We start from the raw sequence: 24397 nt of genomic DNA, 5'->3' as shown, positions 1-24397 counted from the left end.
AGATTAATTCAGATGACGAGCCCAATTTTTAGCTTGGACCGAACAGATATCAAAATATTGGATATTCTTCAAAGAGATGGAAAAATATCGAATATTAAACTTGCCGAAGAGGTGAACTTATCAGCGACGGCTGCTTTGGCTCGAGTACAGAAATTAACCAAGGAGGGTTTTATTCTGAGTTATGAAGCACGCTTAAATCCAAACATGCTTAATGCCAGTTTTGTGGTTTTTGTGGAGATCCTTTTGGATAAAACCACGCCACATGTCTTGGAAGATTTTCGCCATGCCGTGCTACAGCATGATGAAATTGTGGAATGTCATATGACCAGTGGGGGCTTTGATTTTGTGGTGAAGATTCGCTGTGCCAGTATGGATGAGTTCCGAAAAATCTCAGGTCAAGTCTTGTGGCAACTGCCGGGTGTTAAAGAAACGCGCAGTTATCCAGTGATGGAAGTCATCAAAGAAAGCTCACGTATTCAACTTAAGTACAAACCGTTGTCGAAATAATTGAGTGCATGAGATGCAAAAAAAGGGGCTTAAAAGCCCCTTTTTTTGGTCTACACGTTCGATTAACGTTGTGTAGATTCTTCTTTCATTTCAGCCATCGCTTGTTTGTACATACTGTCTGCTTGTTCAAAGCGTTGTACTACTTCAGCTTCAGGGGCTTTACCCATTAAGCTTACCACTACAATGCTGATCCAAGAGAAGATGAAACCTGGAATAATTTCATATAGACCTAAGTGTCCTAATGCATTTTTCCACACAATCACGGTTACTGCACCAACAATAATACCTGCAATAGCACCATTCAAGGTCATGCGCTTCCAGAACAAAGACAAGATAATCAGTGGACCAAATGCCGCACCAAAACCTGCCCATGCATAAGCGACAAGGCCTAGAACTTTACTGTCAGGGTTGCTTGCTAAACAAATTGCAAGAACAGCAACAGCAATAACCATGAAGCGACCCACCCAAACCAATTCTTTTTGAGAAGCGGTTTTATGGATGAAGGCTTTGTACATGTCTTCTGTCAATGTTGTAGAACAAACCAGTAACTGACAGCTTAATGTACTCATCACCGCAGCTAAAATTGCAGCTAAAATGATACCCGCAATCCAAGGGTTGAATAAGAGTTTAGTCAGTTCCATGAACACAGTTTCAGGGTTTTGAGAAACCACAGCCGCCAGTTCTGGGTGTTGTTGGAAGTACGCGATGGCAATAAAACCAGCACCTACCGCACCACCTAGACATAAAATCATCCATGTCATACCAATGCGACGCGCAGCAGGAATCGTTTTCACAGAATCCGCAGCCATGAAGCGCACTAAAATGTGTGGCTGACCAAAATAGCCTAAGCCCCATGCCAATGATGACAGGATGGCAACAGTGCTGAGTTCAGAAACAATATGCATCGCTTGTGGGCGAGCCGTTTCAAGTAAGACTGTGAACTGTGCAGCATTACCATCAATCGCAAGGTAAGTCATGATTGGGGTAAGTAGCAGAGCAAAAATCATTAGACCTGCTTGGAAGGTGTCTGTCCAGCTAATTGCAAGGAAGCCGCCGATACACACATAACTGATGGTTGCAATTGCGCTAATCCACAGTGCAGTGGTGTAGTTCCAACCAAAGATACTTTCAAATAGGCGCGCGCCTGCGACCATGCCTGAAGCACAGTAAATCGCGAAGAATACTAAAATAACGACAGCTGAGATCATACGTAAGATACGTTTGTGATCTGCGAAACGACCTGTGAAATAATCAGGTAGGGTGAGGGCATTGTTTTGGACTTCAGTATGCACACGTAAACGTCCTGCAACCAATAGCCAGTTGAGCCATGCACCAATGATTAGGCCTACGGCAATCCACGCTTCAGACAAACCAGACAAATAAATTGCACCCGGTAAGCCCATCAGTAACCAGCCACTCATGTCTGATGCACCTGCAGAAAGCGCAGTAACTACACTTCCTAAGCTACGACCACCTAAGATGTAATCATCAAAGTTGTTTGTGGACTTGTATGCATACAAACCGATGCCAACCATGGCAATGATATAAACTAAAAATGTGACGAGGGTGGGGTTAATTTGACTCATAGGCATTCCTTGGCAAAATCCGACTTGGGAGATTTTTTAATCGCTTTGTTTGAGACGGCGATTCAAGCATAAAAATAAAATTACACTCTGTAACAGTTGTGATGTGTTTTTGTATATTTTGTGTAATTATTAATTGTTTTTTAAAATTAAACAATAAGTTGTTGAAAATATGTTATTTATTGGTCAATTATTATTCTTTTCTATAGGGTAAATGAGATTCTAAGCTTTTATTTCGTAAAATCAGCAAGCTAGTTATAATTTATGATTTTTTATTGCTTACGAAAAATTACATTACCTGCAGAGTAGGCACATTTCCATATAAAATGTTTCATTTATGAAATGTATTTACAGTCATGAAATAGGTGAAAAAGACGAATATTTCACCATTAACCTAATTCTGTTAGGGCGTTTTTGCTTTGAGAGCATTGGAAAACTTTCAAATTTCTAATTAGAAAATAGGAATTCAATGGCATTTTCTGCTTGCTTTGGCACAAGTGAAAATAGAGTCGGTATAAATTAACTGCACATTTGGCAAAATCTCTCCTGAAATTGTGCAGACCATTGCGGTGGTATGTGATCAATTGAGCCAACCATCTGAAAGTTGGTTACACGCTTTTCCCTTGCATCTAACCATAGATGCCTATAAAGGTGGAGTGGGCACTTCAATTAAATGGATAGCAACGAAGTGCTGGCCAATCTTGCATTAAAGCATGTATTCCTTTCTTAAGGTAAATACGAGGTTATTCAACCAAATGACCTTGTCAATCAATCTCAATCGACCAATGATGTCTATCCAACGGCGCTGCGTTTTAGTCACTTATTAATGGTATTGCAGCCTTAAATACCAAATGTATTCAAGCTAATCAAAACGTTTGCTTTGATGCAGTCATGCGTAGTGCTGGTATGGTGACTTTGTTTGATCCAATTTTAGGTCATGCGAAATGTGATGAAATGGGTAAACAATGCATTGCGGAAAAACAAAACAATTCAGCAAGTGGTATTGGATAAAGGGTTGTTGACTTAATAACCCTTAGATCACATTTTCTCATTTGAAACTTGGCTGCTGAGGTGACGCCTAAGGTTGTATCTTTAGCATAATTTAGCTAGAACATTTATAACTATATATAGGTATAAAAGTAGTCAATGCGCTGCTTTTATACTTTTTAGCCGATACAAACTAACAAAAGGTAGCAGTTAGAACTACAATAAGCTTGAGTGAAAAACCATGATTAGATGTCTATGCTGAGTAAATTAAGCCAATTATTTAAATTAAAGAAAGATGCGCCAGAACAACTTTTTTTGCAGCAGCATCAGATTGAATATGATGATGAAAAAGGCTTTATCATTGAAGGTATTGTGCTAAATGCCATACATGCTGAACGTTTGGTCTATTTTTCAAATCGTAGAATTAGTGAGTTTGATGATCTTAATGCACTTTTTTATAGTGCTATGCTAATCAATGAGAAAATCGACTTAGAAATTGCCAATGAACGATTTGTCGCACGTTTAGGTAATAATCTAGAAAACTTAACTGAGCTAAAGCAAATGATTAAGCTACTTAATGACTATTACTACCAGTTTATACGTGACAAAAAATAAGTCTTTTGAAAGCCATAAATTTGAGTTGTAAAAAGGACTTAGCGCTAGATTGATGTTGTTCTTGTCGTGAAAAATAACATGCAGCGAGAGGACATCATGCTAGTATATGACGCATGTTTTTAAACGCTAAAGCCATGTCCATGTTCCAAGAAGAAATCTCCCAACTGAATGTGCAACAACTAAAAGCAGGCGAAAAACGTTGGCTGGGAAATTTGCTCGGCTCTTCAGCTGCATTATTCATTCATACGTTAAGTTCACAAAATAAAAAGCTCTTTGTGGTTGTGGCAAAAAATAATCAACACTTAGCACAACTCGAAAGTGAATTTGAATTTTACGGTATTCGACCGACCATTTTCCCAGACTGGGAAATTCTGCCTTATGATCGTTTATCTCCTCATCAGGATATTGTGTCTGAGCGTCTCGCAATTTTATCCAATATGCCGCAAACAGGCGTCTTACTGATTTCTGCTTCGACCTTGGCGCAGCGTGTAGCGCCGACTTCGTGGGTGTTGGGAGAACACTTTGATATTCACGTTGGTCAAAAGTTTGAATTGGAACAGCAAAAGAAGCGTTTGATTCAAGCAGGCTATCATTTGGTCGACACAGTATATGACCATGGTGAATTTGCGGTTCGGGGTAGCATTATGGATATATATGCCTCAGGTCAAGCTGCACCAATTCGCATAGATTTGTTTGATGATGAAATTGAAACCCTCAAATTTTTTGATCCTGAAACACAGCGCACTACGCAAAACTTAAAACAGTTTTCCGTATTACCAGCTAAAGAGTTTCCGCTGAAAGAGGCACGCAGCATATTTCGTGATCGCTATGCAGAAATGTTTCCGACGGCAAATCCAAAGAAAAATCCAATTTATCAGGATGTGTTAGAAGGGATTGCATCACCAGGAATTGAGTTCTATTTCCCGCTCTTTTTCAGTGCAGCGCAGATGGAAACCCAAAGTACACTGCTTTCGTATTTACCAAGTCACTCCATTGTCATTACAGATAAACAAGTTGATGATGGTTTAGATAGTTTTTGGAAAGAAATCGATCGACGTTATGAAGACCGTCGCCATAATGTTGATCAGCCAATTTTAGCCCCTAACCATCTTTTTATTTCGACCAATCAAGTTTTAGAACAGCTCAATACCTTTCCCCGCATTATTGCTTCAGTCGAGGCTTTTGATCTAAAAGCGGGTGTGACCAATTTAAACACTGAACTTCCACCACGTTTAGCGGTCGATCCTAAAAATGAAAAGCCTTTTCATGCGGTTAAACAGTATATTGATGCTGCTAACCATCCGGTATTACTGGTTGCTGAAAGCGCGGGGCGTCGTGAAACTTTAAAAGATGCATTGCGTGCCACATTGGGAGAGATTCCTAATGTTGAGAATTTTGCTGAATTTCAAAAATCCTTGCATGCCATTGCAATTACCAGTGCACCATTAGAGCGTGGCTTGGTATTAAAAGACAGCATTAGCATCATTTCTGAAAATCAGTTGTATGAGCATCGGGTTGTACAACGTCGTCGTAAACGCCAGCAAGAGGTTTCGGAAGAGTTTCTCATTCGAAGTTTGACTGAACTGAGTATGGGTGCGCCGGTGGTGCATATCGACTATGGTGTGGGACGTTATGCGGGCTTAGTCACTTTAAGTATTGATGATCAAGACTATGAGTTCTTGCAGCTCGATTATGCCGATGCGGCCAAAGTCTATGTTCCTGTCACCAATTTACATTTGATTAGCCGTTATAGTGGCGGTGACCCAGACTTGGCACCCTTGCATAAGTTGGGTACTGATGCTTGGAGTAAAGCAAAACGTAAAGCATTAGAGCAAATCCATGATGTAGCAGCGGAGTTATTGCATATCCAAGCCCGTCGTCAAGCCAAACCAGGTTTTGGTTTTGAGTTGGATCAAGGTCAATATATGCAGTTTGCCAGTGGCTTTGCCTATGAAGAAACACTCGATCAAGCCAATGCCATTGAAGCGACTTTGTATGATATGCAATTGGCTAAACCGATGGATCGCTTGGTCTGTGGCGATGTGGGCTTTGGTAAAACCGAAGTTGCGATGCGCGCAGCATTTTTAGCGGTACAGAATAATAAACAAGTGGCCGTTTTGGTGCCGACGACGTTGCTGGCCCAACAGCATTATGAGTCGTTTAAAGACCGTTTTGCAGACTGGCCTATTCGTATCGAAGTTTTATCACGTTTTGGCAGCAGTAAATCACATACCAAAACGATTGAAGAGTTAGCTGAGGGTAAAGTCGACATCGTGATTGGTACGCATAAAATTCTACAAGAAAGTGTCCAGTTTAAAAACTTAGGCTTGATGATTGTGGATGAGGAGCACCGCTTTGGTGTACGCGATAAAGAGCGGATTAAAGCGATGCGTGCAGATGTGGACATGTTGACTCTGACCGCAACTCCAATTCCACGAACTTTAAACATGGCCTTTAGTGGTATGCGCGATCTATCCATTATTGCCACACCACCTGCACGACGTTTAGCGGTAAAAACTTTTGTGCAAGAACATACGGGTGATTCAGTTAAAGAAGCCATATTGCGTGAGTTACTGCGTGGTGGACAAGTTTATTTCCTGCATAATGAAGTAGAAACCATTGAGCGTGCAGCGGAGAGTCTTCGAGAGCTGGTCCCTGAGGCACGTGTAGCTGTTGCACATGGTCAAATGCGTGAACGCGAGTTAGAACAAGTGATGCAACAGTTCTACCATAAAGAATATAACGTGCTGGTCTGCTCAACCATTATTGAAACAGGGATTGACGTTCCGAATGCCAATACCATTCTAATTGAACGGGCAGATAAGCTGGGTTTAGCGCAGTTGCATCAACTGCGTGGGCGTGTAGGGCGCTCGCATCACCAAGCCTATGCCTATCTGTTGGTGCCATCCATCAAAGGGTTGAAAGGCGATGCTGAAAAACGTCTGGATGCGATTCAGCGGGCATCGACATTAGGTGCGGGCTTTATGTTAGCTACGGAGGACTTGGAAATTCGCGGAGCGGGTGAGCTACTCGGCGAGCAACAAAGTGGATCCATGCAAGCCATTGGCTATAGTTTGTATATGGAGATGCTTGAAAAGGCGACCAAAGCCATTCAAAAAGGCAAAACCCCGAACTTCGATGCGCCACTCTCACTGACCGCAGAAATCAATTTACATATGCCGGCTTTGATTCCAGATGAATATCTGGGAGATGTCCATCAGCGTTTATTGTTTTATAAGCGCATTAGTAATACGGACAGTCAGGAAAAACTTGATAACATTCGTATGGAGTTGATTGACCGTTTTGGGATACCACCACAACCTGTGAAACAGCTTTTTGCTGTGCATCAGATGCGTTTGAAAGCAGAAATATTGGGTATTACCAAAATCGATATCGCTGCCAATGGTGGTACGATTGAATTTTCACCAGATACTCCTGTTCAGGCAATTAGTATTATTCAGATGATGCAAAAACACCCGACCTTTTTTAGGATGGAAGGTGGTCAGCGCTTAAAGGTCATGGTCATACTAGAGGAATATGAAAAACGGATTCAATTTATCAATGACTTATTGGAAAGTTTGTTGAAAGAGTTGCATTAAAATTTAGTTTTAATTTGCTGTGATTTCATACAGATATCTGGTCTTTCTTGCGCACTTGCGCTATAAAAAGAAAGACTTGATTTTTTGATGAAATTTATTAAAGTAATAAATGTGATGTGGTTCAAAGTAAAACGTAGTTTATTTGTGTTGAAACACATTGCTTACAATATTCACCTCTGATTGGATGTGATAGTATTAGCCATTATTCTAATTTGCATCATTTATAAAGATATGTTTAGTTTGCATCCACAACTTGCTCAAGATACGTTTTTTGTAGGCGACTTTCCACTTTCAACATGTCGCTTAATGAATGATATGCAATTCCCGTGGCTAATTTTAATTCCACGCGTGCCAGGCATCACTGAGTTATATGAGCTCAGTCAAGCCGACCAAGAACAGTTTTTACGTGAGTCAAGCTGGTTATCAAGCCAATTGGCTCGTGTATTCCGTGCTGACAAAATGAATGTTGCTGCTTTAGGTAATATGGTTCCGCAGCTCCATTTTCACCATGTTGTACGTTATCAAAACGATGTCGCATGGCCAAAACCAGTTTGGGGTACTCCCGCTGTTCCTTATAGCAATGAAGTGCTTGCGCATATGCGTCAAACTTTAATGCTTGCACTACGTGGCCAAGGTGATATGCCATTCGATTGGCGTATGGACTAATACACGTGAGAAATCAAATCAGGGATGATTTGATCGTGTGCATAATGGGGAACGAGCAGTGCCATTAGATCATTGGTTATCTAAAGAGCCTAAACAATTTGTGTATTTCCATCGTGCGATGGGATATGGCATGCTGTCTTTAATAACCATCGTCTATCATTATACGATGGCAGATACCAAATATCAGATTTACGTGCCGCTGCTGTTGCTCATTGTGTTATTGATCACACCGCCATTTTCTAGGTGGTTAGGTTATCGCTTCAATAATACGATGCAACGCGGTGTGATGTTTGTTATAGATATTGTCATTACAGCGATCATTTTAGCCGCTGTACATCTCAGTATCGTACTCACATTTTTAACCATTTTTGCTATGCTTTATACGGCTATTAGCAATAAAATTTCTTTTTTGATGGTGTCTTTGGCCAGCCTGATTGGGGTGGTTGTCTTTTATATCTCTATTATCTTTGTCTTTGGTTTTGGTGAGTATTTCGAGGCTACTAGTACCGAACTGATCGTATTGGGCTTTTTGTGCCTCACCACTTATTTTGGCGTGGGTAGCTATTATCAGCGCAACCAAATGCAAGACATATACCGCCGCAAAAATCACTATTTTGATCAGATGAACCGTTATATGGAGTTTGCCAATCAACTGAGTCGCTATGCACCAGTTCAGTTGTGGCAATCGATTATGAAGGGTGAGTCTGAAGCGAAAATTGAATACAAGCGTAAGAAACTGACAGTTTTCTTTTCAGATATTCAGGGCTTTACAGAGCTTTCTGAAAGCTTAATTCCGGATGATTTAGCATTCCTACTCAATGATTATTTAAAACACATGACCGAGATTGCGAAGCAATATGAAGGTACTGTGGATAAATTCATGGGGGATGCAATTTTAGTGTTCTTTGGTGACCCTAATTCTGAAGGTGTAGAGCGTGATGCTCAAAACTGTTTGGAAATGGCTATGGCGATGCGTCAGCAAATGAAAATTCTGCGCGAGCGTTGGGTGAAAATGGGGTATCCGCCATTGCATATTCGTATGGGGATTTCTACAGGGTATTGCCACGTAGGGAACTATGGTGCATCGCACCGTATGGCTTATACCATTGTTGGTCGTGATGCAAACCTTGCTGCACGTTTACAAAGTGCAGCACAAGTGGATGAAATCTTAATTTCGGACGATACACATAATTTAGTAAAAAATGATTATCTTTGTGCACCGAAAGCGCCAATTTTCCTTAAGGGAATTAAAGGTGCTGTAAAGACGTGGCAAGTCGTTGAAAAATATACTTCGCAAAAATCAGATTATCAACGCTGGTTTGATTATGAATATAAAGGATTTCATTTACTGCTGAACTTAGATGAAGTACAGAATTTTGAATATCCGCAGCTAATTCAAGTCTTAGAAAAAATGATTCAACGCATTCAAACCCAACAGAAGATGACCAACTCGCAAGGTATCGTCAAACTCAATCTTGAAGATGAAGTAATAGAGCCTGTTCAGAAAAATGAGTATCATTAATTTAATGGTATGAGATATAAAAATGAGAGGCGTAAAAAAAGCCACTACAATGAGTGGCTTTTTTACACTTTGAAAATTAGTGATTTTCAGACGCGTGGTTAATCGTGTATTTGGGAATTTCAACTTCCAAGTCTTCATCCACTAATTTCACTTGGCAAGACAAGCGAGAGTCAGGTTCTAAGCCCCAAGCACGATCTAGAAGGTCGGCTTCAATATCATTCATTTCTTCTAAGCTGTCGAAGCCTTTACGTACCACAACGTGGCAGGTTGTACATGCAGCGGACATATCGCACGCATGTTCAATCTTGATTCCATTTTTCAGTAAGCTTTCACATAGATTCGCATTCTGTTCAACTTCAAACTCAGCACCTTCTGGGCAGATTTGCGCATGTGGGAGAACTTTAATACGTGGCATAGTCTTTACCTATAAATTAGTTTGAGTTTGACCAGTCGTCGAGTTTTGTGCCTTTCAGCGCTGCATCGATATGCTGATTCATACGTGCTGCTGCAAAAGCATCACTGTGTATTTTAAGCTGTTCAACAGCAGATTCAATTGCTTTGATTTCTGTTGTTTCAAGTGTTGCTTCTAATGAAGTTTTGGCCGCATTTAATGCAACTTGTTGTTCATTCGTGAGCAGGTGAGCATCTGCTTTTAGGGCTTGCTCTAAAGCTTCGAGTTCGCGTTTTGCTTCAACTTTGGTTTCTTGTAAGTGACGAAGATTTTTATCTTCTTCAGCAAACTTGTAACCATCGAGCAGTAAGCGTTCCATGTCGCTATCAGCCAAACCATATGATGGTTTGATGTCAATTTGTGCATGTACGCCAGAGGTTGTTTCTTTAGCTGAAACCGTCAGTAGGCCATCGGCATCCACTTGGAAGGTCACTTCAATACGAGCTTGGCCCGCAGTCATTGGTGGAATACCGCGAAGGACAAAACGACCTAAGCTACGGCAATGCTCAACCAAATCGCGCTCACCTTGAACCACATGAATCAACATCGCTGTTTGGCCATCTTGGTAGGTGGTGAACTCTTGGCGACGTGCGACTGGAATTGCGGTATTACGTGAAATAAGACGCTCAACCAAGCCGCCCATGGTTTCTAGACCGAGAGAAAGCGGAGTTACATCAAGCAGTAATGCGCCATCAGCTGTGTTTCCAATCAGCTGATTGGCTGTAATCGATGCACCAATAGCAACAACTTCGTCTGGGTTGATGGTACACAATGGCTCTTGAGCAAATACATCACGTACAGCGTTTTGTACAGCATAAGAGCGAGTTGAGCCACCGACCAAAACCACATTCTGAATGTCACTGAGTTCAAGCTTCGCATCACGGAGGACGCGTTTGCAGACACTAATTGTTTTATCTAAAGCAACTTTGATAATGCTTTCAAATGTCGTGCGATCAAGAGTCAAACTGTGCTCTAGGACTTGTAAATGAGCGCTTTCTGCATCGGTTAAAGCTTCTTTGGCTTTACGTGCAGCAACTAAAACGTGTGCATATTCAGTGTCATCGAATTGGTCGATATTGAGTTCTTTTTTCGCCCATTTTACGATTAAACGGTCAAGATCATCACCACCTAATGCGGTATGGCCACCCGTTGCTAACACTTCAAACACGCCTTGTGAAAAGCGTAAAATTGAAACGTCAAAGGTACCGCCACCCAAGTCATAAATCACATAGTTGTGATCATGCGCAAGATTGGTTTCTTGGTCGAGACCATAGGCAACTGCAGCAGCAGTAGGCTCATTTAAAAGACGTAATACGTTTAAACCCGCAAGTTGTGCAGCATCACGTGTCGCTTGACGCTGAGCTTCATCGAAGTATGCAGGAACGGTAATCACTGCACCATTGACTTCATTTTTTAAGCTCGCTTCAGCACGATCTTTCAGTTGCTTTAAAATTTCAGCGGACACTTCGACAGGGGTTTTGCGACCCTGAGCGGTTTCAAAAGCTGGCATTTGATTATCTTCCCCCACTAAAGTGTAGGGGTGTTGAAACTTAATGTCAGTTTTAGAGCGTCCCATAAAGCGTTTGACTGAAACGATGGTGTTTTTAGGATCAGCAGTCAAAAATGGTTTTGCTTCGTCGCCATATTGGGTTTGGCTTACACCATAATGCGCGATCGATGGGAGTAAGACACGACCTTGTTCATCATGCAAAACTTTTGCTTTGCCTGAAAGTACAGTTGCAACTAGAGAGTGAGTTGTACCTAAGTCGATACCAATGGCAATACGGTGTTCATGTGGCGCACTTGATTGTCCAGGTTCTGCAATTTGCAAGAGAGCCATGTGTTACATCCTTTGAGCGTCAAAAATTAAAAATAAGTTAAAATTCATCATCTAAATCAAAGCTATCGTCATCTTCAAAACGATCTTCAGCTTTATCTATGTCATGCATGACTTTTACAAAGAAGCGAAGTTTGCGGACATCATCACGTGCCTCAGCCCAATCTTCCTCTTCAAAATCAATTTTGAATTCGCGGACTAAACCATCAATCCATTGTTGAACGTCTAATTTGAGTGATTGTAATTCATCTGCTGAACGAGCTTCATCAAGTTGTTCACGGATTTCTAGGGCAGACTGGAGAAATTCAAAATCATTGATGGATTGATCAAGATGATAATCTTGTTTTTTTAATCCTAATAAATATCCTGCACGGCTATCGACCTGAGATAAAACTTTGAATGCTTGATTGATCTCACTTGATTTTATGAGGGCTTGATCTTTATCGAGAGCTTTATCTGGGTGATATTGTTGCTGCAACTTTAAAAATTCTGATTTTAAGGTTGCTAAATCAATATCGAGTGCTACTGGGAGGTTAAACAACTCAAAATGATTCATAGGAGAGGGATTCCGCGCTAAATTGGGGGTCATTGCGAAAGCAAAAACACTCTATGTAAATACAATTAAAACAGTGTGATACACACTGTTTTAATGTTGAAAAGCAAGTTAATGAACTGTTATACGGTGAAAGATTCACCACAGCCACATTCGCCTTTTTTGTTTGGGTTGTTAAACTCAAAGCCTTCGTTTAAACCATTTTTTACGTAGTCCATCTCCATACCATCGAGATAAACCAAGCTTTTTGGGTCTACAAATACTTTCACCCCAAACTGCTCAAAGGTGGTGTCATGTGCATCAATTGAATCGACAAATTCAAGCACATAAGCCAAACCAGAACAGCCTGAAGTTTTCACGCCAACGCGAATACCTTCACCCTTACCGCGATTTTTTAAATAATTGCTGATATGAGTTGCAGCATTTTCAGTTAAGTTGATCATGAAAACTCCCTAATCTTTCTTTAAAATGCGAAGCAATTAAGCTTTAGATTTTTTGCTGCGGTAGTCTTCAACAGCAGCTTTAATAGCATCTTCAGCCAGTACAGAACAGTGTACTTTTACTGGAGGAAGAGCAAGTTCAGTTGCGATATCAATGTTTTTGATCGCTTGAGCTTGATCTAAAGTTTTGCCTTTTAGCCATTCAGTCACTAAAGAGCTTGATGCAATAGCAGAGCCACAACCATAAGTTTTGAAACGTGCTTCTTCAATCACACCGTTGTCATCTACTTGAATCTGTAAACGCATAACGTCGCCACATGCAGGTGCTCCGACCATACCTGTACCTACGTTTTCAGCATTTTTGTCTAATACACCTACATTACGAGGGTTTTCGTAATGGTCAATTACTTTTTCGCTATAAGCCATGATGCGTCTCCAAACCTCGGGGTCAGCGTTAATATTAAATATGGGGTCAAAACTTGATTTTTCAATGAAGCCATCCAGTATGTGAATGACTTCAATGGTAAAAATTAGTGTTCAGCCCACTCAACTGTAGAAAGGTCGATACCGTCTTTGTACATGTCCCAAAGTGGAGAAAGTTCACGAAGTTTCTCGACCGCAGTACGCGTCACTGTAAGTACATGGTCAATGTCTGCTTCAGTGGTGTATTTACCAAAACTGAAACGAATTGAACTGTGCGCAAGTTCGTCAGACAAACCTAGTGCACGTAATACATAAGAAGGTTCTAATGTTGCTGAAGTACAAGCTGAACCCGAAGATACAGCAGCGTCTTTCAGCGACATCATTAACGATTCACCTTCAACAAAGTTGAAACTTACGTTTAAGTAGTTCGCAACGTTTTGTGTTGGGTGGCCGTTTAAGAAAATTTGTTCTAAGTCTTGTAAGCCATTCCAAAGCTTGTCACGAAGTACGCGAATGCGTGCTTGTTCAGAAGCTAAGTTTTTACCTGCAAGTTCAAATGCTTCACCCATACCAACGATTTGGTGTGTTGCAAGTGTACCAGAACGCATACCGCGTTCATGACCGCCACCATGCATTTGCGCTTTTAAACGAACACGTGGAGTACGACGTACATAGAGTGCGCCAATACCTTTAGGGCCATAAATTTTATGAGCAGAGAAGCTCATAAGGTCAACTTTCATAGTTGAAAGGTCAATTTCAACTTTACCTGCAGCTTGCGCCGCATCGACATGGAAGAAGATCTTGTGTGCACGAGTAATTTCACCAATTGCCGCAACATCAGTCACAGAACCAATTTCGTTGTTTACCATCATAAGTGAAACAAGAATAGTGTCTGGACGAATAGCTGCTTCAACCATTTCAGGGGTAATTAAACCCGTGTTTGGAAGTGGCTCAAGGTAAGTGATTTCAAAACCTTCAGACTCAAGCTCACGGCAAGTGTCTAAAATAGCTTTGTGTTCAATTTTACTTGTAATAATGTGCTTGCCTTTAGACGCATAGAATTGTGCTACGCCTTTAAGAGCTAAGTTGTCTGATTCAGTTGCACCTGAAGTCCAAACGATTTCGCGTGGATCTGCTTTGATCAAGTTCGCAACTTGTTCACGTGCATATTCTACTTTTTCTTCTGCCTGCCAACCGTAAGCATGAGAACGAGATGCTGGGTTGCCAAATGTGCCGTCAAATGTCAGACATTCCATCATGCGTTCAGCGACTTGCGGGTCTACAGGAGTTGTTGCTGCATAATCAAGATAAATTGGACGTTTCATGTCAAATACCTGTTACCGATAAAAGGGCTGAATCTGAAGGTGCTGTATTTTGGCGAATGGCAACTTTTTGAACGTTGTCACGTGCTACAAGGTCAGCAAGAGTGATTTTAGCGAGATAGTCGGCAATGTGATGGGAGAGTTCTTGCCATAAATCGTGAGTTAAGCACATTGCGCCATTTTGGCAGTTGCCTTTATGGTCACAGCGAGTGGCATCAACTGTTTCGTTTACAGCTTCAATAACTGCTAATACCGTGATTTCATCAGCGCGACGAGCTAAGTGGTAACCACCGTTGGCACCACGAATACTAGAAACTAAGCCGTGGCGCTTTAATTTCGCAAATAACTGCTCAAGGTAAGCAACAGAGATAGTTTGACGAGCTGCAATTTCTGCAAGCGTGATCGTTTGTTCAGTTGGCTGCAAAGCTAAATCAAGTAGAGCAGTCACTGCGTAGCGTCCGCGAGTTGTTAAGCGCATGATTCGATACACATGATTAGACTAGATGTGCCGATTTTAAGAATCCTGACTAAAATAGTCAAGTTTTTTTAATAGGGATTGTGCGTATTTAATTTGCTTGAAATATTATGTAGTTATGCAAGCCAAATATTATATACCAATAAGCTAATCAAAAGTATAGAAAACACAAAAAATGTGACATTTATACGTTTTTGACGTTGCTCGATACGGCGGATACGATTTTTGTATTGTTTCACTTCAACCTGTAGAGTGTTGATTTTAGAACGTTGTTCTTCAATTTTCTCTAAAAGTGGTGCAATGCGCTTTTTAGATGCAACCACATTTTGCGGATCAGTTGGTTCAGTTAACCAGTTTTTCCAATCGGCAAGAACTTTAGGTGCACTAAAATGTAAAATTAAATCTCGGAACTCATCTTTTAAGGTGATGTCACCATCAATACGCATGGTTTTAATACTACGACGGTTTCCAAAGACGAAAATTTTAATTAAATCCATCAATGTGGTGCGTACATCTAGGTCGACCGGTTTTTCAGGTGCTTTGGCATCAAATAAAACACCTTGAGTGGTAAAGGTGATATAGAAGTCAAAATAAGGCAGGTAGCTATTTATTTTAATCGCAATATTTTGCTCAACAAACTTTTTACAGTGAAGTGCAACCACGCGGTCGTGTTTTAAAATAAGAGAAAAGATCGTCTCAAGAACAATCATCACCATAGTGAGTAGCATATGTGTTTGATTGTATTCTTTTTGAGAATCACTCATAAGTAGTAACCTAAATCCTGACCTGAAATGAGCATCCTGCTCGCAAAAACTTCAGACTTAAAAATAAAAATGTAATAAAGATGCTTTGTAGAACAGTTTTACAAATCGATCAAGTCTAATATTTGCTAGTATAGTGCAATCTATAAGATTTTTTGGATGTTTTTGCACATAAATCATGCAGGAGATGGTGCTAATGGAAAAAGCAGATATAGAGTTAGATGATATTTCGCAAGAAGATGAAACACTAAAAAAAACAAAAACTAAGCATCATTTTCACCGTAAAAATAGTTTGGATTTTAGAAAGTATACCAAGCAAATCTGGTTAGCTGGTTTGGGTGCTTTTTCACGTGCAGAGGAAGAGGGGAATAAATTATTTGACTCCTTGGTCCAAGTCGGCGAAGAGTTAGAATCTAAAACCACTGAGATTGCTGACCAAACGGTTGAAAAGGTATCTGAAAAAGCGCGTGAATCGGTGACGGATACTAAAGACAAGGTTGAGAAGATTGTAGATCGCGGGGTAAATCACTCCTTAAACAGGATTGGATTGGTCACGGTTAAAGACATTCAGTACTTAGAAAACCTGATTCTTCAACTGAATGATAAAATCGATGTTTTGATTGAAGAAAATAAGAAGTTAAACGAAAAAGTGAATAAAAAGTGATCTGGTTGTGCTTTTGTACCTTTTTCAACGTTTTTTTGTGATTTATTTTCCAAAAAAGCATATACAGAGTATTGCGTTTTCACCTAAAGCATTGCTATAAAGGCGTTACGGTAATTTATACTAAATTTTTGGACCTTAAATAAACGATATTAAGAGGACGCGATCCACATGAATAAATCAGAATTAATTGATGCAATTGCAGAGAAAGGGGGATTGTCTAAGACTGATGCTGGTAAGGCCTTAGACGCTACAATTGCTTCAATCACTGAAGCGCTTAAGTCTGGTGATACAGTTACACTTGTTGGTTTTGGTACTTTCAACGTGAAAGAACGTGCTGCACGTACTGGCCGTAACCCACAAACTGGTGCTACTTTAGAAATTAAAGCAAGCAAAGTACCAAGCTTCAAAGCTGGTAAAGGTTTAAAAGATTCTGTTGCTTAATCTTTTAAATAAATACTAAACGCGCCTTTTCGGCGCGTTTTTTATTAAACATTAGAAAATGTGTCGATAACACATTCATTCATTGCTGCTTTTCAGTTAAAATCTCGGGCAAATAAAATATTGGAATACTTATGGAATCTTTTCGTAAAGTTATTAAGGGTTGGTTGGGCAAGGCTTTGCTCATTTTGTTTTTGACCCCTTTAGCACTTGTAGGTATTGAAGGATATTTTAGTAGCGGATCAAAAGACGCTGTGAAATCAGTCAATGGCCAAGATATTTCTGAAAAGGAATTAGAGACCTTAACCGCTTCCTTTAAAGAACAATTCTTAGCTTATGCCAATGGGGATGAAACTTTACTCAACCAAAGCTTTATTAAAGATAAAGCGATGGACCAACTGATTGCTAATACTTTGTTATTGCAACAGGCTGAAAAGCTGGGCATTTCACTCAGTGATACTCAAATTGAACAGATGATTGCTCAACAGCCAAGTTTTCAAGAAAATGGAAAATTTTCAGAAACACGTTATTCAAGCTATTTGCAGTCTGTGGGTATGAGTAGTGATGCGCTCGTTGCAAACTTACGTCAAGACCATGCATTAAAAATGATGCGTTCGACTTTTGTTGATTATGCATTGGTGAGTAAACTAGATATTCAACAAATTGCTAACTTACAAACAGAACAGCGTACTGTGCAGTTTGCCAATGTAAATCTTGATGAATATAAAAAGAACGTCAAGGTTTCAGCACAAGAGATTGAAAACTATTACAAACAACACCCAGCTATGTTTAAACAAGTGGCAAGTGTAGATGTTGACTATGTGTTGTTAACACCAGCCAATGTTCCTGCTGCTGCTTCACCTGTTACAGATGCGGAGTTGCAGCAAGCCTATACACAGTTTGTTGAAGCACAAAAAGATAATGTTGCGCCTTTGGTTAAACATATTCTGATTACGACGGATGCACGGACAGATGCTGAAGCGAAAAAACGTGCAGAAGAGGTTGTGGCAAAAATTAAAGCAGGAACAAGCTTTGCAGCAGCTGCGGCTCAATATTCTGAAGATACTGCATCTAAAGCGAATGGTGGTACTTTAGCAGTTTATAACAAAGGCACTTTTGGTGATGCTTTTGACCAAGCTGTAGCATCGCTTAAATCAGGTCAAGTGTCAGCGCCTATCAAAACTGAATTTGGTTACCATGTCATTGAAACTGATGCGCCAGCTGTGAAGTTGCCATCTTTTGAAAATGAAAAAGCACGTTTGACTGCGGAAGTTCAGAAGAATAAAACAGCCAATGCATTCTCTGATACTGTAAACAGTTTAAATGAACTGGTTGTAGACTCAGATGCTTTAGACGTGGTGTCTCAAGAAGTTAAAGGTGTACAAGTTCAAACTGTAAAAGGCATGACCTTATCTACACAGCATCATGTATTAAGTAATGCTGCGGTAAAAGTGAAACTGTTTAACGATGACGTTAAAAATGGTGATCGTAACGCGACCAGTAGCATTCAACTTCCAAATGGGGATGTGGTTTGGGCAAAAGTACGTGATTATCATGCGGCAGGTGTCCAAACGCTTCAAGAAGCAACACCACGTGTGAAAGCAAAATTGGTTGAACAAAAAGCTTATGATGCTGCTAAAGCCAAAATTGCTCAAAGTTTAAAAGACTTTAAAACTCAACCAGCAGCATCAGTTGTTGCCAAGAGCGGTTTGACCTTTACTGCGCCGCAAGTGTTTATTCGTTCACAAGGCTTACCACGTGCAGTTGAGCGTGCGGCGTTTAGCCAAGCGGCACCAAAAGCGGGACAATGGTCTGTAACAACAGCATTATTGCCAACAGAAATGGTGGTGGTCGCGGTATCAAACGTAAACAAGACGACGTCTAGTGCATTGACGGATGAGCAGTTAGCCGAGCTTTCGAAGCTGTATCAACAACTTCGTGGTCAGCAAGAAGCTGAAGATTATGTACAATACTTAAAAGCACATGCAAAAATTAAATAATCGCATGACATAAAAAAACCTGCATTCGTGCAGGTTTTTTTATGTGTGTAGATAAACAAATTTTATTTAAGGATAAACAAGCTTAGGCACGAATTTTGAGCTCATAACCTGAATATTTACGAATATTAATCACGCCTGTATCTAAAATCAGATACTGACCTTTAATCCCTTGTAACTTGCCGCGAATCACGGGAGTTTTATCTAAATTGTGGGATTTGATTTTCTCAGGATATTGCTCAACTGGATAAACAAACTCGCGTGGCAGTTCAGTTTCCAAAAGCTCAACCGTTTCATTGAATTCAAGATTTTGACTAAATTCCTCACGAATGGTTTGGATTTTAGGTGCAAACTCTTCGATGAGTTGTTCGCGAACTTCAATCAAGTCGAGTGGTTCAGCTTCGCCTTTGAGTAATTTGCGCCAATCGGTTTTGTCTGCCACTTGTGTACCAAACATAATTTCGAGCTGGCCTGAAAGACGACGCGAACCGACTTTCATAATTGGAAGGGCTTGGGTTGCACCTTGATCGAGCCAACGGGTTGGCATTTGGCTAATCCGTGTAATCCCAACTTTTAGGGCACTTGAGTTGGCTAAATAAACAATATGTGGCTGGAAACAAACTTCATGCGCGAAGCTGTCTTCTCGGCAGGTGCCTAAGTGGTAGTGACAGGTTTCAGGTTTCATAATACACATGTCACAAGAGGCTTTGGTTTTAAAGCACTTGAAGCAATGGCCTTGTGAAAACGATTTAGAAGTCTTCGTACCACATGAAACACAGAAGATTTTACCAGTCCATTCAATCTCGATTTCTTGACCCAAGTTAAAAGGAAGGTCAACTTCTGAACGATCTAGGATAAATTTATATTCAACATTTGCCTTGTGTGTATGTTGATCAGTTACACTAAGGTCCTTAAGACCTGCATGCATTTTATGGCAAATGCCTTGAAGTTCCATACAGAATTACTCACTCAATATTAAGGATGCGGTTATGGCTGAACTGAACGTCATTACTTCTATGCTAGACGATTTATCTAAAGAACAGCCTATTTCAACTGCATTGTGCATTGGGCAGGATCTCAGCCCAAATCATCATCAATCTATTCAATGGCAATATTTTAGCGTATCTGACTTTTTAAGTCTGCCTTTTACCCAGCGCTATGATTTAGGTTTTGTGCTTTTTGACACGGCAGAAATGCAAAATATAAGCTCACAACAAAAATCACAACTATTGGTGCGTTTAAGAGATTTGATGGCAAAGCGTATTGTGGTGGTGAGTCAATTGCAGGATGAACAACTACTTCGTGCTTTAGGTTTTACTCAACTAATCGATAAAACGACGCATGGTAAAGACTTTGCTTTATGGCAATTTAATATTTTGACCTATAAGCATGTGCCTGACTGGTTTAATTCAAAGTTTTGGGCGAATCCTGAAAACTGGAATAAATTCCGTTGGTGATTCGACTGCGACTGTATTTTTCCATTCATAGCAAAAATTAACAATTTATCTCTATAGGGTTTTTTTAAACACCGTATGCTGTTTAAAAACCTAGAAAGGATAAAGTGATGACGAACCTTAATAATATTATAGAAATTTTGGCAAAGCAGGCCATGGGCGGTCAGCAACAGTCAAATCAGCAAAGTGGTTTGGGTGGGATTTTGGGTTCGGTGCTTGGGCAACTCGGAGCGGGTAGTACGGGCCAAACACAACAGGGTGGTCTGGGTGATATTTTAGGCTCGGTGTTGGGTGGTTTGACTGGTGGGCAGTCGCAGCAGGCGCCAAACTCGCAGAACTCAGGATTCGCAGGCGGTGGAAAAAGTTTATTGATTGCAGTTTTGCCTTTGGTGTTGGCATGGATTCAAAAGCAAGGCGGTTTACAAGGCGCTTTGGATAAACTTAAAGGACAGGGCTTAACCAGTCAGGTGGATGATTGGGTGTCTACAGGCCCGGGTGAAAATGCGCAAGTTCAGCCTGATCAAGTACAAAGCTTATTTGATGATGCCGATGTAGAACAGGTTGCCCAGCAAACCCAAACACCAAAGTCAGCAATTTATGGCGCAATTGCTTCAGTCTTGCCCCAAGTGATTGATTCCTTAACTCCACAAGGTGGAAACACTAATCCACAGGAAGCCAATAATGATATTCAACAGGTTTTAAACTTGCTCAGTGGTTTCTTAAAGAAATAAAATGGATAAAACAAAAGGGCATATCGCCCTTTTGTTTATTATTTAGAACTGAACTTCAAATTAGAAGTTATATTCCATACCTAAACCAATATTGGTTTTCTTATCATCTTTAGTTAACCAGTCACGTTTTTGCTGAGCAACAATACCGTAGAAACGAGCTTGTTTGTTGATTTGGTAGTCAGCACCTACACCGTAAAGATCTTGTTTACGATCATCACGACCGTCTGATTCAGTTGTTGCAGAAATATATTGTGCTTTTAACTTCACAGGGGTAGCACCAATTTTGTATGCCGCTGTTACACCAAACGCATCTTCTTGTAAGCCTTTATAAGAAGTTACAACAGCAGGAGTACCTTTCGTTACAGTAACAGTATCATCAGTTGGTTGGGCAGTTTGCCATAAAGCACCCAATACTAAACCACTAGCACCCATTGCGCCCAAGTCTAAAGAACCTGTTACACGCACAGCATCGGTATAAATACCAGTTAAATCTGAGTAAGCATTGAATTTTGAAGCGATCGCACGGTTTGCAGCAACTGCAGCAGCTAAGCCCATATCTTTGTTTTCATACGTAAGAGATGCTGAAACACCATCACCGAAACCATCACGGCTGCCTTCTTTACCTTTAGCAGTGCTGTCTGCAGCTTCTGATTCTTCACCTTGTTGGAACATGATGTTAAATGCTAAGCCACCCAGTAATTTTTTATCAGTCTCAAAACCAATTACGTTAGTTAAGCGATCTTCACCAACAAGAACTTTAGTCATGTCAAGTTCATTGTGATCGTTAAAAATATCTTGGTTATTACCAGCTGCAGTTTTGAAGTAAGAATCGTATTGACCAACTTTTAAAGTTGCAACGCCGTTAGATTTAATACCGACAAAACGGTTACGGTTTTTAAAAACATCATCGCCATCTGCCCAAATTTCCCATTCGGCTAAATAAACTGCTGATAAATTGTCAGTTAATTTTTCTTCGCCCTTAACACCAATACGTGAAGCATTTGAATTTACTTTTGTTACGCTTTCATCTTTAAAGCCGTTGTTGTCAATATTGTCCAAAGTCACACTGAGCTTACCATACAATGTTGGTGCTGCTTGCGCTGCATTCATGGCTAAAGTTGCTACAGTAGCAGCAAGAAGCAATTTTTTCATTGAGATTTCTCCAGAACACTTTTAAAAATGGCATTCGCCTTGCTTTCTTATTTAGTTAGCTTGTGTACAAAAAGTTACACAAGCTCACCAACTTGCTAAGCAGTATCTGTAAACTTTGTGACATTGAAGTGAAGAAAAAATTACAATTTGATGACAGGTAATAAAATGTAATAAATAGACTTCTTGCGTTAGTGACATTTTAATCACCCGAAAGCTATATTTTATGAGGTTTTAGTCAATTCAAAAATTAGATAAAACTATATTTTCGCAAGAGGTCTAATAATTGTGATTTATTTTTAAGTATTTGAATTTTATTTAAATAAAAAATGGAGCAGCTGCTCCATTCATTTTGTATGACACTTTTGAAATATTTAAAGTGCTGCTTTAATTTTTTCCGCTTGGGCTTTAATTTTTTCTTGATCGCCCATTTGTGCAGCATGTTTCCCAAGTTGATGAACCGAGGTTGGAATTAAATGGAAATGTACATGGGGAACGGTTTGCCCAGCAGCCGCTCCAGACAGTTGCATGAGAACAATCCCTTTGGCATCCAAACCGACTTCAATGGCTTTTGCTACTTTTTGTACCACTTGAATGGTGTAGGCAGCAGCATCGGCAGGGAGATCGAGTAAAGTTACCGCAGGTGTTTTGGGTATGACTAAAGTATGACCGTCTGCTTGAGGCATAATATCCATGAATGCAAGAACTTGGTCATCTTCATATACTTTTATGGCTGGAAGTTCACCACGTAAAATCCGTGCAAAAATGTTTTGCTCATCGTAAGCCATGTCTATTCCTTAAGTTTCGCTTAAACTGATTTACTTACAGTTTAATTCTTTTTGACGTTCTTTAATCGCGTCAAGACGTTGTTGCTCTTTTTCAGAGAATTTCGGTTTAGTGGTGTAGCAATTATCATTGCCAAATTTTGCTTTCGCTTCAGGGTCCTTAAAACAGAAACCTTTAGATGCATAAATGACATCATGATCATCTTTTAATTTTTGACACTCTTGCTCAGGTGATGCCGCAAAACTTTGCGCCCCGATTAATGTTGCAAGACTGGCAAAAACAGCTACAGTCAACTTTTTCATGAGAATTTCCTCAGTTTGTAACATTGTATGTAGTCACGCTATTACTTTATAGGGGTTTGTTCTGTTTATTCAATGGTGAGTTCTTACTCAATTGTAATTTTACTTCATAATTGCTGCATATAATACATAAAATTTATATATATCAATAGCTTTTTAAATACCAGATAGAAATGGATATTTCAGTTTTTTATGTAATTTAGCCTATTTCTACAACTTTTTTAGGCTCTAACACTTTTAAATTTCATTGAGAGGGTCACAGTGCTTCGGTACGTCAGCATTTTTAACCTTTAATGTTCGCCTCATTTCAAATGCTATTTCAGGCATTTTTATACGATTAGCAATGAATTTTTTAAGTTATTCATTATTGGAGAGCTGAGTATGCAAAGGCTATTAGAACAGACACCGATTTTAGATTATCACCATCCATCGATTCAAAATTTGATTGAACAACGCAAATGGAGAGATCTTGATGAAGTTAATAAGGTGAGGAATATTTATAACTTCGTTCGTGATGAGGTTCAATTTGGCTATAACACGGGAGATATGATACAGGCATCTCAAGTCTTAAGCGACGGTTATGGTCAGTGTAATACCAAAGCAACGTTATTGATGGCGTTACTTCGAGCGGTGGGGGTAGCCACTCGGATACACGGGTTTACCATCGATAAAGCCCTACAAAAAGGCGCAATCAAAGGCATTTGGTATCAGTTATCGCCCAAGAATATTTTACATAGTTGGGTCGAAGTTCATGTGAATGGACAATGGTATATTTTGGAGGGTGTAATTCTTGATCGACTCTATCTAGAAAAATTACAAAGTATAAATAAGCATCAAACAACAACCTTTTGTGGTTTTGGGGTATTTACCGAGAATTTTGAAAATCCAGCTATTGATTGGAATTTGAATGATACTTTTATTCAAGACAAGGGGATTAATCAAGATTTCGGTTTATTTGATAGCCCAGATGATTTTTATAATATGTATCAACAAGAACTTAGTCCGATACAGCGTATGGCTTTTAAATATGTAGTCAGACACTTAATGAATCAAAACGTCAATAAAATTAGAAATATACAAAAAGCCTCTTTATGAGGCTTTTTGTTCGGCCATCGGAATAGCTTAACTTATGATTAAA

General features: G+C 39.9%; 24 protein-coding genes and 1 pseudogene. 12 read left to right on the top strand and 13 right to left on the bottom strand.

Translation table 11 applies throughout. The annotated features are described in order from the left end of the window. Positions 1-12: 12 nt before the first annotated feature. Positions 13-507 (top strand): Lrp/AsnC ligand binding domain-containing protein, encoded by a 495-nt coding sequence (locus tag AC4MC0_RS09360; RefSeq protein WP_004696989.1) that lies wholly within the window; start codon positions 13-15, stop codon positions 505-507. 62 nt (positions 508-569) lie between these two features. Here AC4MC0_RS09360 and putP read toward each other — a convergent pair whose 3' ends face one another. Continuing rightward, positions 570-2093: a sodium/proline symporter PutP gene (gene putP, locus AC4MC0_RS09355; RefSeq protein ID WP_490737895.1), complete on the bottom strand. Its 1524-nt coding sequence runs from the start codon at positions 2091-2093 to the stop codon at positions 570-572. 816 nt (positions 2094-2909) lie between these two features. On the opposite strand from putP, the pseudogene aspA reads away from it, so the two are divergent. The 5 genes and pseudogenes from aspA to AC4MC0_RS09330 all read left to right on the top strand — a co-directional run. Beyond that, positions 2910-3114: pseudogene (gene aspA, locus AC4MC0_RS09350) on the top strand (aspartate ammonia-lyase); the annotation flags it as partial. A 212-nt stretch (positions 3115-3326) separates the two neighbouring features. Then, a complete protein-coding gene (locus tag AC4MC0_RS09345) occupies positions 3327-3692 on the top strand; it encodes a hypothetical protein (protein WP_078426553.1) in 366 nt (121 codons plus the stop codon). 140 nt (positions 3693-3832) lie between these two features. Beyond that, positions 3833-7291, top strand: a complete 3459-nt coding sequence (gene mfd, locus AC4MC0_RS09340) for a transcription-repair coupling factor (RefSeq protein ID WP_490738452.1) — start codon at positions 3833-3835, stop codon at positions 7289-7291. A 231-nt stretch (positions 7292-7522) separates the two neighbouring features. Beyond that, positions 7523-7957: an HIT domain-containing protein gene (locus AC4MC0_RS09335; protein ID WP_004696995.1), complete on the top strand. Its 435-nt coding sequence runs from the start codon at positions 7523-7525 to the stop codon at positions 7955-7957. Between the two features lie 58 nt (positions 7958-8015). Continuing rightward, entirely contained in the window at positions 8016-9479 is a 1464-nt protein-coding gene (locus AC4MC0_RS09330) for an adenylate/guanylate cyclase domain-containing protein (RefSeq protein ID WP_234304991.1), read from the top strand. A gap of 76 nt (positions 9480-9555) precedes the next feature. On the opposite strand, the gene fdx is transcribed toward AC4MC0_RS09330, so the two are convergent. The 8 genes from fdx to AC4MC0_RS09290 all read right to left on the bottom strand — a co-directional run bounded on the left by fdx (position 9556) and on the right by AC4MC0_RS09290 (position 15744). Continuing rightward, positions 9556-9894: an ISC system 2Fe-2S type ferredoxin gene (fdx, locus tag AC4MC0_RS09325; protein ID WP_086209211.1), complete on the bottom strand. Its 339-nt coding sequence runs from the start codon at positions 9892-9894 to the stop codon at positions 9556-9558. A gap of 16 nt (positions 9895-9910) precedes the next feature. After that, the gene (gene hscA / locus AC4MC0_RS09320; protein WP_490737894.1) at positions 9911-11770 is read right to left on the bottom strand and encodes a Fe-S protein assembly chaperone HscA; all 1860 of its coding nucleotides are present in this window, start codon (positions 11768-11770) and stop codon (positions 9911-9913) included. Positions 11771-11807: 37 nt separating this feature from the next. Then, positions 11808-12323 (bottom strand): Fe-S protein assembly co-chaperone HscB, encoded by a 516-nt coding sequence (gene hscB, locus AC4MC0_RS09315; RefSeq protein ID WP_004697004.1) that lies wholly within the window; start codon positions 12321-12323, stop codon positions 11808-11810. Positions 12324-12442: 119 nt separating this feature from the next. After that, entirely contained in the window at positions 12443-12763 is a 321-nt protein-coding gene (gene iscA / locus AC4MC0_RS09310; RefSeq protein WP_004697006.1) for an iron-sulfur cluster assembly protein IscA, read from the bottom strand. Between the two features lie 36 nt (positions 12764-12799). After that, positions 12800-13186 carry a Fe-S cluster assembly scaffold IscU gene (gene iscU, locus AC4MC0_RS09305; protein WP_004697007.1) on the bottom strand — a complete coding sequence of 129 codons (387 nt, stop codon included), beginning with the start codon at positions 13184-13186 and terminating at the stop codon, positions 12800-12802. A gap of 104 nt (positions 13187-13290) precedes the next feature. Beyond that, positions 13291-14508, bottom strand: coding sequence for an IscS subfamily cysteine desulfurase (locus tag AC4MC0_RS09300; protein ID WP_087013624.1), 1218 nt, complete (start codon positions 14506-14508; stop codon positions 13291-13293). 1 nt (position 14509) lies between these two features. After that, positions 14510-14983 (bottom strand): Rrf2 family transcriptional regulator, encoded by a 474-nt coding sequence (locus AC4MC0_RS09295; RefSeq protein WP_004697011.1) that lies wholly within the window; start codon positions 14981-14983, stop codon positions 14510-14512. 113 nt (positions 14984-15096) lie between these two features. Continuing rightward, the gene (locus AC4MC0_RS09290; RefSeq protein ID WP_005401216.1) at positions 15097-15744 is read right to left on the bottom strand and encodes a hypothetical protein; all 648 of its coding nucleotides are present in this window, start codon (positions 15742-15744) and stop codon (positions 15097-15099) included. Positions 15745-15937: 193 nt separating this feature from the next. On the opposite strand from AC4MC0_RS09290, the gene AC4MC0_RS09285 reads away from it, so the two are divergent. The 3 genes from AC4MC0_RS09285 to AC4MC0_RS09275 all read left to right on the top strand — a co-directional run bounded on the left by AC4MC0_RS09285 (position 15938) and on the right by AC4MC0_RS09275 (position 18843). Next, complete coding sequence (locus AC4MC0_RS09285; protein ID WP_004984677.1) at positions 15938-16405, top strand: phasin family protein; 468 nt, start codon at positions 15938-15940, stop codon at positions 16403-16405. A gap of 168 nt (positions 16406-16573) precedes the next feature. Further along, entirely contained in the window at positions 16574-16846 is a 273-nt protein-coding gene (locus tag AC4MC0_RS09280; protein ID WP_004697018.1) for an HU family DNA-binding protein, read from the top strand. A 131-nt stretch (positions 16847-16977) separates the two neighbouring features. Then, complete coding sequence (locus tag AC4MC0_RS09275; RefSeq protein ID WP_490737893.1) at positions 16978-18843, top strand: SurA N-terminal domain-containing protein; 1866 nt, start codon at positions 16978-16980, stop codon at positions 18841-18843. A gap of 82 nt (positions 18844-18925) precedes the next feature. Here the strand turns inward: AC4MC0_RS09275 and AC4MC0_RS09270 are convergent, their stop codons facing one another. After that, positions 18926-19795 (bottom strand): DUF2797 domain-containing protein, encoded by an 870-nt coding sequence (locus AC4MC0_RS09270; RefSeq protein ID WP_062032770.1) that lies wholly within the window; start codon positions 19793-19795, stop codon positions 18926-18928. Between the two features lie 34 nt (positions 19796-19829). Between AC4MC0_RS09270 and AC4MC0_RS09265 the strand changes: the two genes are divergently transcribed. Both AC4MC0_RS09265 and AC4MC0_RS09260 read left to right on the top strand, forming a co-directional pair. Continuing rightward, entirely contained in the window at positions 19830-20297 is a 468-nt protein-coding gene (locus AC4MC0_RS09265; RefSeq protein WP_279043760.1) for a DUF6231 family protein, read from the top strand. Positions 20298-20404: 107 nt separating this feature from the next. Continuing rightward, positions 20405-21025, top strand: coding sequence for a YidB family protein (locus tag AC4MC0_RS09260; RefSeq protein ID WP_279043759.1), 621 nt, complete (start codon positions 20405-20407; stop codon positions 21023-21025). A gap of 60 nt (positions 21026-21085) precedes the next feature. Here AC4MC0_RS09260 and AC4MC0_RS09255 read toward each other — a convergent pair whose 3' ends face one another. From AC4MC0_RS09255 to AC4MC0_RS09245, 3 genes are all read right to left on the bottom strand, one after another. Then, a complete protein-coding gene (locus AC4MC0_RS09255) occupies positions 21086-22177 on the bottom strand; it encodes a porin (protein WP_490737892.1) in 1092 nt (363 codons plus the stop codon). Between the two features lie 371 nt (positions 22178-22548). Continuing rightward, positions 22549-22962: an HIT family protein gene (locus AC4MC0_RS09250; protein WP_348960036.1), complete on the bottom strand. Its 414-nt coding sequence runs from the start codon at positions 22960-22962 to the stop codon at positions 22549-22551. Between the two features lie 30 nt (positions 22963-22992). Then, on the bottom strand, positions 22993-23262 hold the full coding sequence (locus AC4MC0_RS09245; RefSeq protein WP_004697032.1) for a YARHG domain-containing protein: 270 nt from the start codon (positions 23260-23262) through the stop codon (positions 22993-22995). Positions 23263-23640: 378 nt separating this feature from the next. On the opposite strand from AC4MC0_RS09245, the gene AC4MC0_RS09240 reads away from it, so the two are divergent. Continuing rightward, positions 23641-24354 (top strand): transglutaminase-like domain-containing protein, encoded by a 714-nt coding sequence (locus AC4MC0_RS09240; RefSeq protein ID WP_490737891.1) that lies wholly within the window; start codon positions 23641-23643, stop codon positions 24352-24354. The last annotated feature ends 43 nt before the right edge of the window (positions 24355-24397 follow it).

Source organism: Acinetobacter sp. CAU_H_S139_7 (genome assembly GCF_058599305.1).
This window is presented reverse-complemented; position numbering and strand designations above follow the sequence as displayed.

What these genes read in the sequence shown, in the direction of transcription:
- putP (WP_490737895.1), bottom strand. Translation starts at nt 2,093, where the DNA reads ATGAGTCAAATTAACCCCACCCTCGTCACATTTTTAGTTTATATCATT.
- AC4MC0_RS09245 (WP_004697032.1), bottom strand. Translation starts at nt 23,262, where the DNA reads ATGAAAAAGTTGACTGTAGCTGTTTTTGCCAGTCTTGCAACATTAATC.
- AC4MC0_RS09265 (WP_279043760.1), top strand. Translation starts at nt 19,830, where the DNA reads ATGGCTGAACTGAACGTCATTACTTCTATGCTAGACGATTTATCTAAA.
- iscU (WP_004697007.1), bottom strand. Translation starts at nt 13,186, where the DNA reads ATGGCTTATAGCGAAAAAGTAATTGACCATTACGAAAACCCTCGTAAT.
- AC4MC0_RS09345 (WP_078426553.1), top strand. Translation starts at nt 3,327, where the DNA reads ATGTCTATGCTGAGTAAATTAAGCCAATTATTTAAATTAAAGAAAGAT.
- AC4MC0_RS09255 (WP_490737892.1), bottom strand. Translation starts at nt 22,177, where the DNA reads ATGAAAAAATTGCTTCTTGCTGCTACTGTAGCAACTTTAGCCATGAAT.
- AC4MC0_RS09300 (WP_087013624.1), bottom strand. Translation starts at nt 14,508, where the DNA reads ATGAAACGTCCAATTTATCTTGATTATGCAGCAACAACTCCTGTAGAC.
- AC4MC0_RS09290 (WP_005401216.1), bottom strand. Translation starts at nt 15,744, where the DNA reads ATGAGTGATTCTCAAAAAGAATACAATCAAACACATATGCTACTCACT.
- hscA (WP_490737894.1), bottom strand. Translation starts at nt 11,770, where the DNA reads ATGGCTCTCTTGCAAATTGCAGAACCTGGACAATCAAGTGCGCCACAT.
- AC4MC0_RS09360 (WP_004696989.1), top strand. Translation starts at nt 13, where the DNA reads ATGACGAGCCCAATTTTTAGCTTGGACCGAACAGATATCAAAATATTG.
- AC4MC0_RS09260 (WP_279043759.1), top strand. Translation starts at nt 20,405, where the DNA reads ATGACGAACCTTAATAATATTATAGAAATTTTGGCAAAGCAGGCCATG.
- iscA (WP_004697006.1), bottom strand. Translation starts at nt 12,763, where the DNA reads ATGATCAACTTAACTGAAAATGCTGCAACTCATATCAGCAATTATTTA.
- AC4MC0_RS09250 (WP_348960036.1), bottom strand. Translation starts at nt 22,962, where the DNA reads ATGGCTTACGATGAGCAAAACATTTTTGCACGGATTTTACGTGGTGAA.
- AC4MC0_RS09285 (WP_004984677.1), top strand. Translation starts at nt 15,938, where the DNA reads ATGGAAAAAGCAGATATAGAGTTAGATGATATTTCGCAAGAAGATGAA.
- AC4MC0_RS09270 (WP_062032770.1), bottom strand. Translation starts at nt 19,795, where the DNA reads ATGGAACTTCAAGGCATTTGCCATAAAATGCATGCAGGTCTTAAGGAC.
- hscB (WP_004697004.1), bottom strand. Translation starts at nt 12,323, where the DNA reads ATGAATCATTTTGAGTTGTTTAACCTCCCAGTAGCACTCGATATTGAT.
- mfd (WP_490738452.1), top strand. Translation starts at nt 3,833, where the DNA reads ATGTTCCAAGAAGAAATCTCCCAACTGAATGTGCAACAACTAAAAGCA.
- AC4MC0_RS09335 (WP_004696995.1), top strand. Translation starts at nt 7,523, where the DNA reads ATGTTTAGTTTGCATCCACAACTTGCTCAAGATACGTTTTTTGTAGGC.
- AC4MC0_RS09280 (WP_004697018.1), top strand. Translation starts at nt 16,574, where the DNA reads ATGAATAAATCAGAATTAATTGATGCAATTGCAGAGAAAGGGGGATTG.
- AC4MC0_RS09295 (WP_004697011.1), bottom strand. Translation starts at nt 14,983, where the DNA reads ATGCGCTTAACAACTCGCGGACGCTACGCAGTGACTGCTCTACTTGAT.
- AC4MC0_RS09240 (WP_490737891.1), top strand. Translation starts at nt 23,641, where the DNA reads ATGCAAAGGCTATTAGAACAGACACCGATTTTAGATTATCACCATCCA.
- fdx (WP_086209211.1), bottom strand. Translation starts at nt 9,894, where the DNA reads ATGCCACGTATTAAAGTTCTCCCACATGCGCAAATCTGCCCAGAAGGT.
- AC4MC0_RS09275 (WP_490737893.1), top strand. Translation starts at nt 16,978, where the DNA reads ATGGAATCTTTTCGTAAAGTTATTAAGGGTTGGTTGGGCAAGGCTTTG.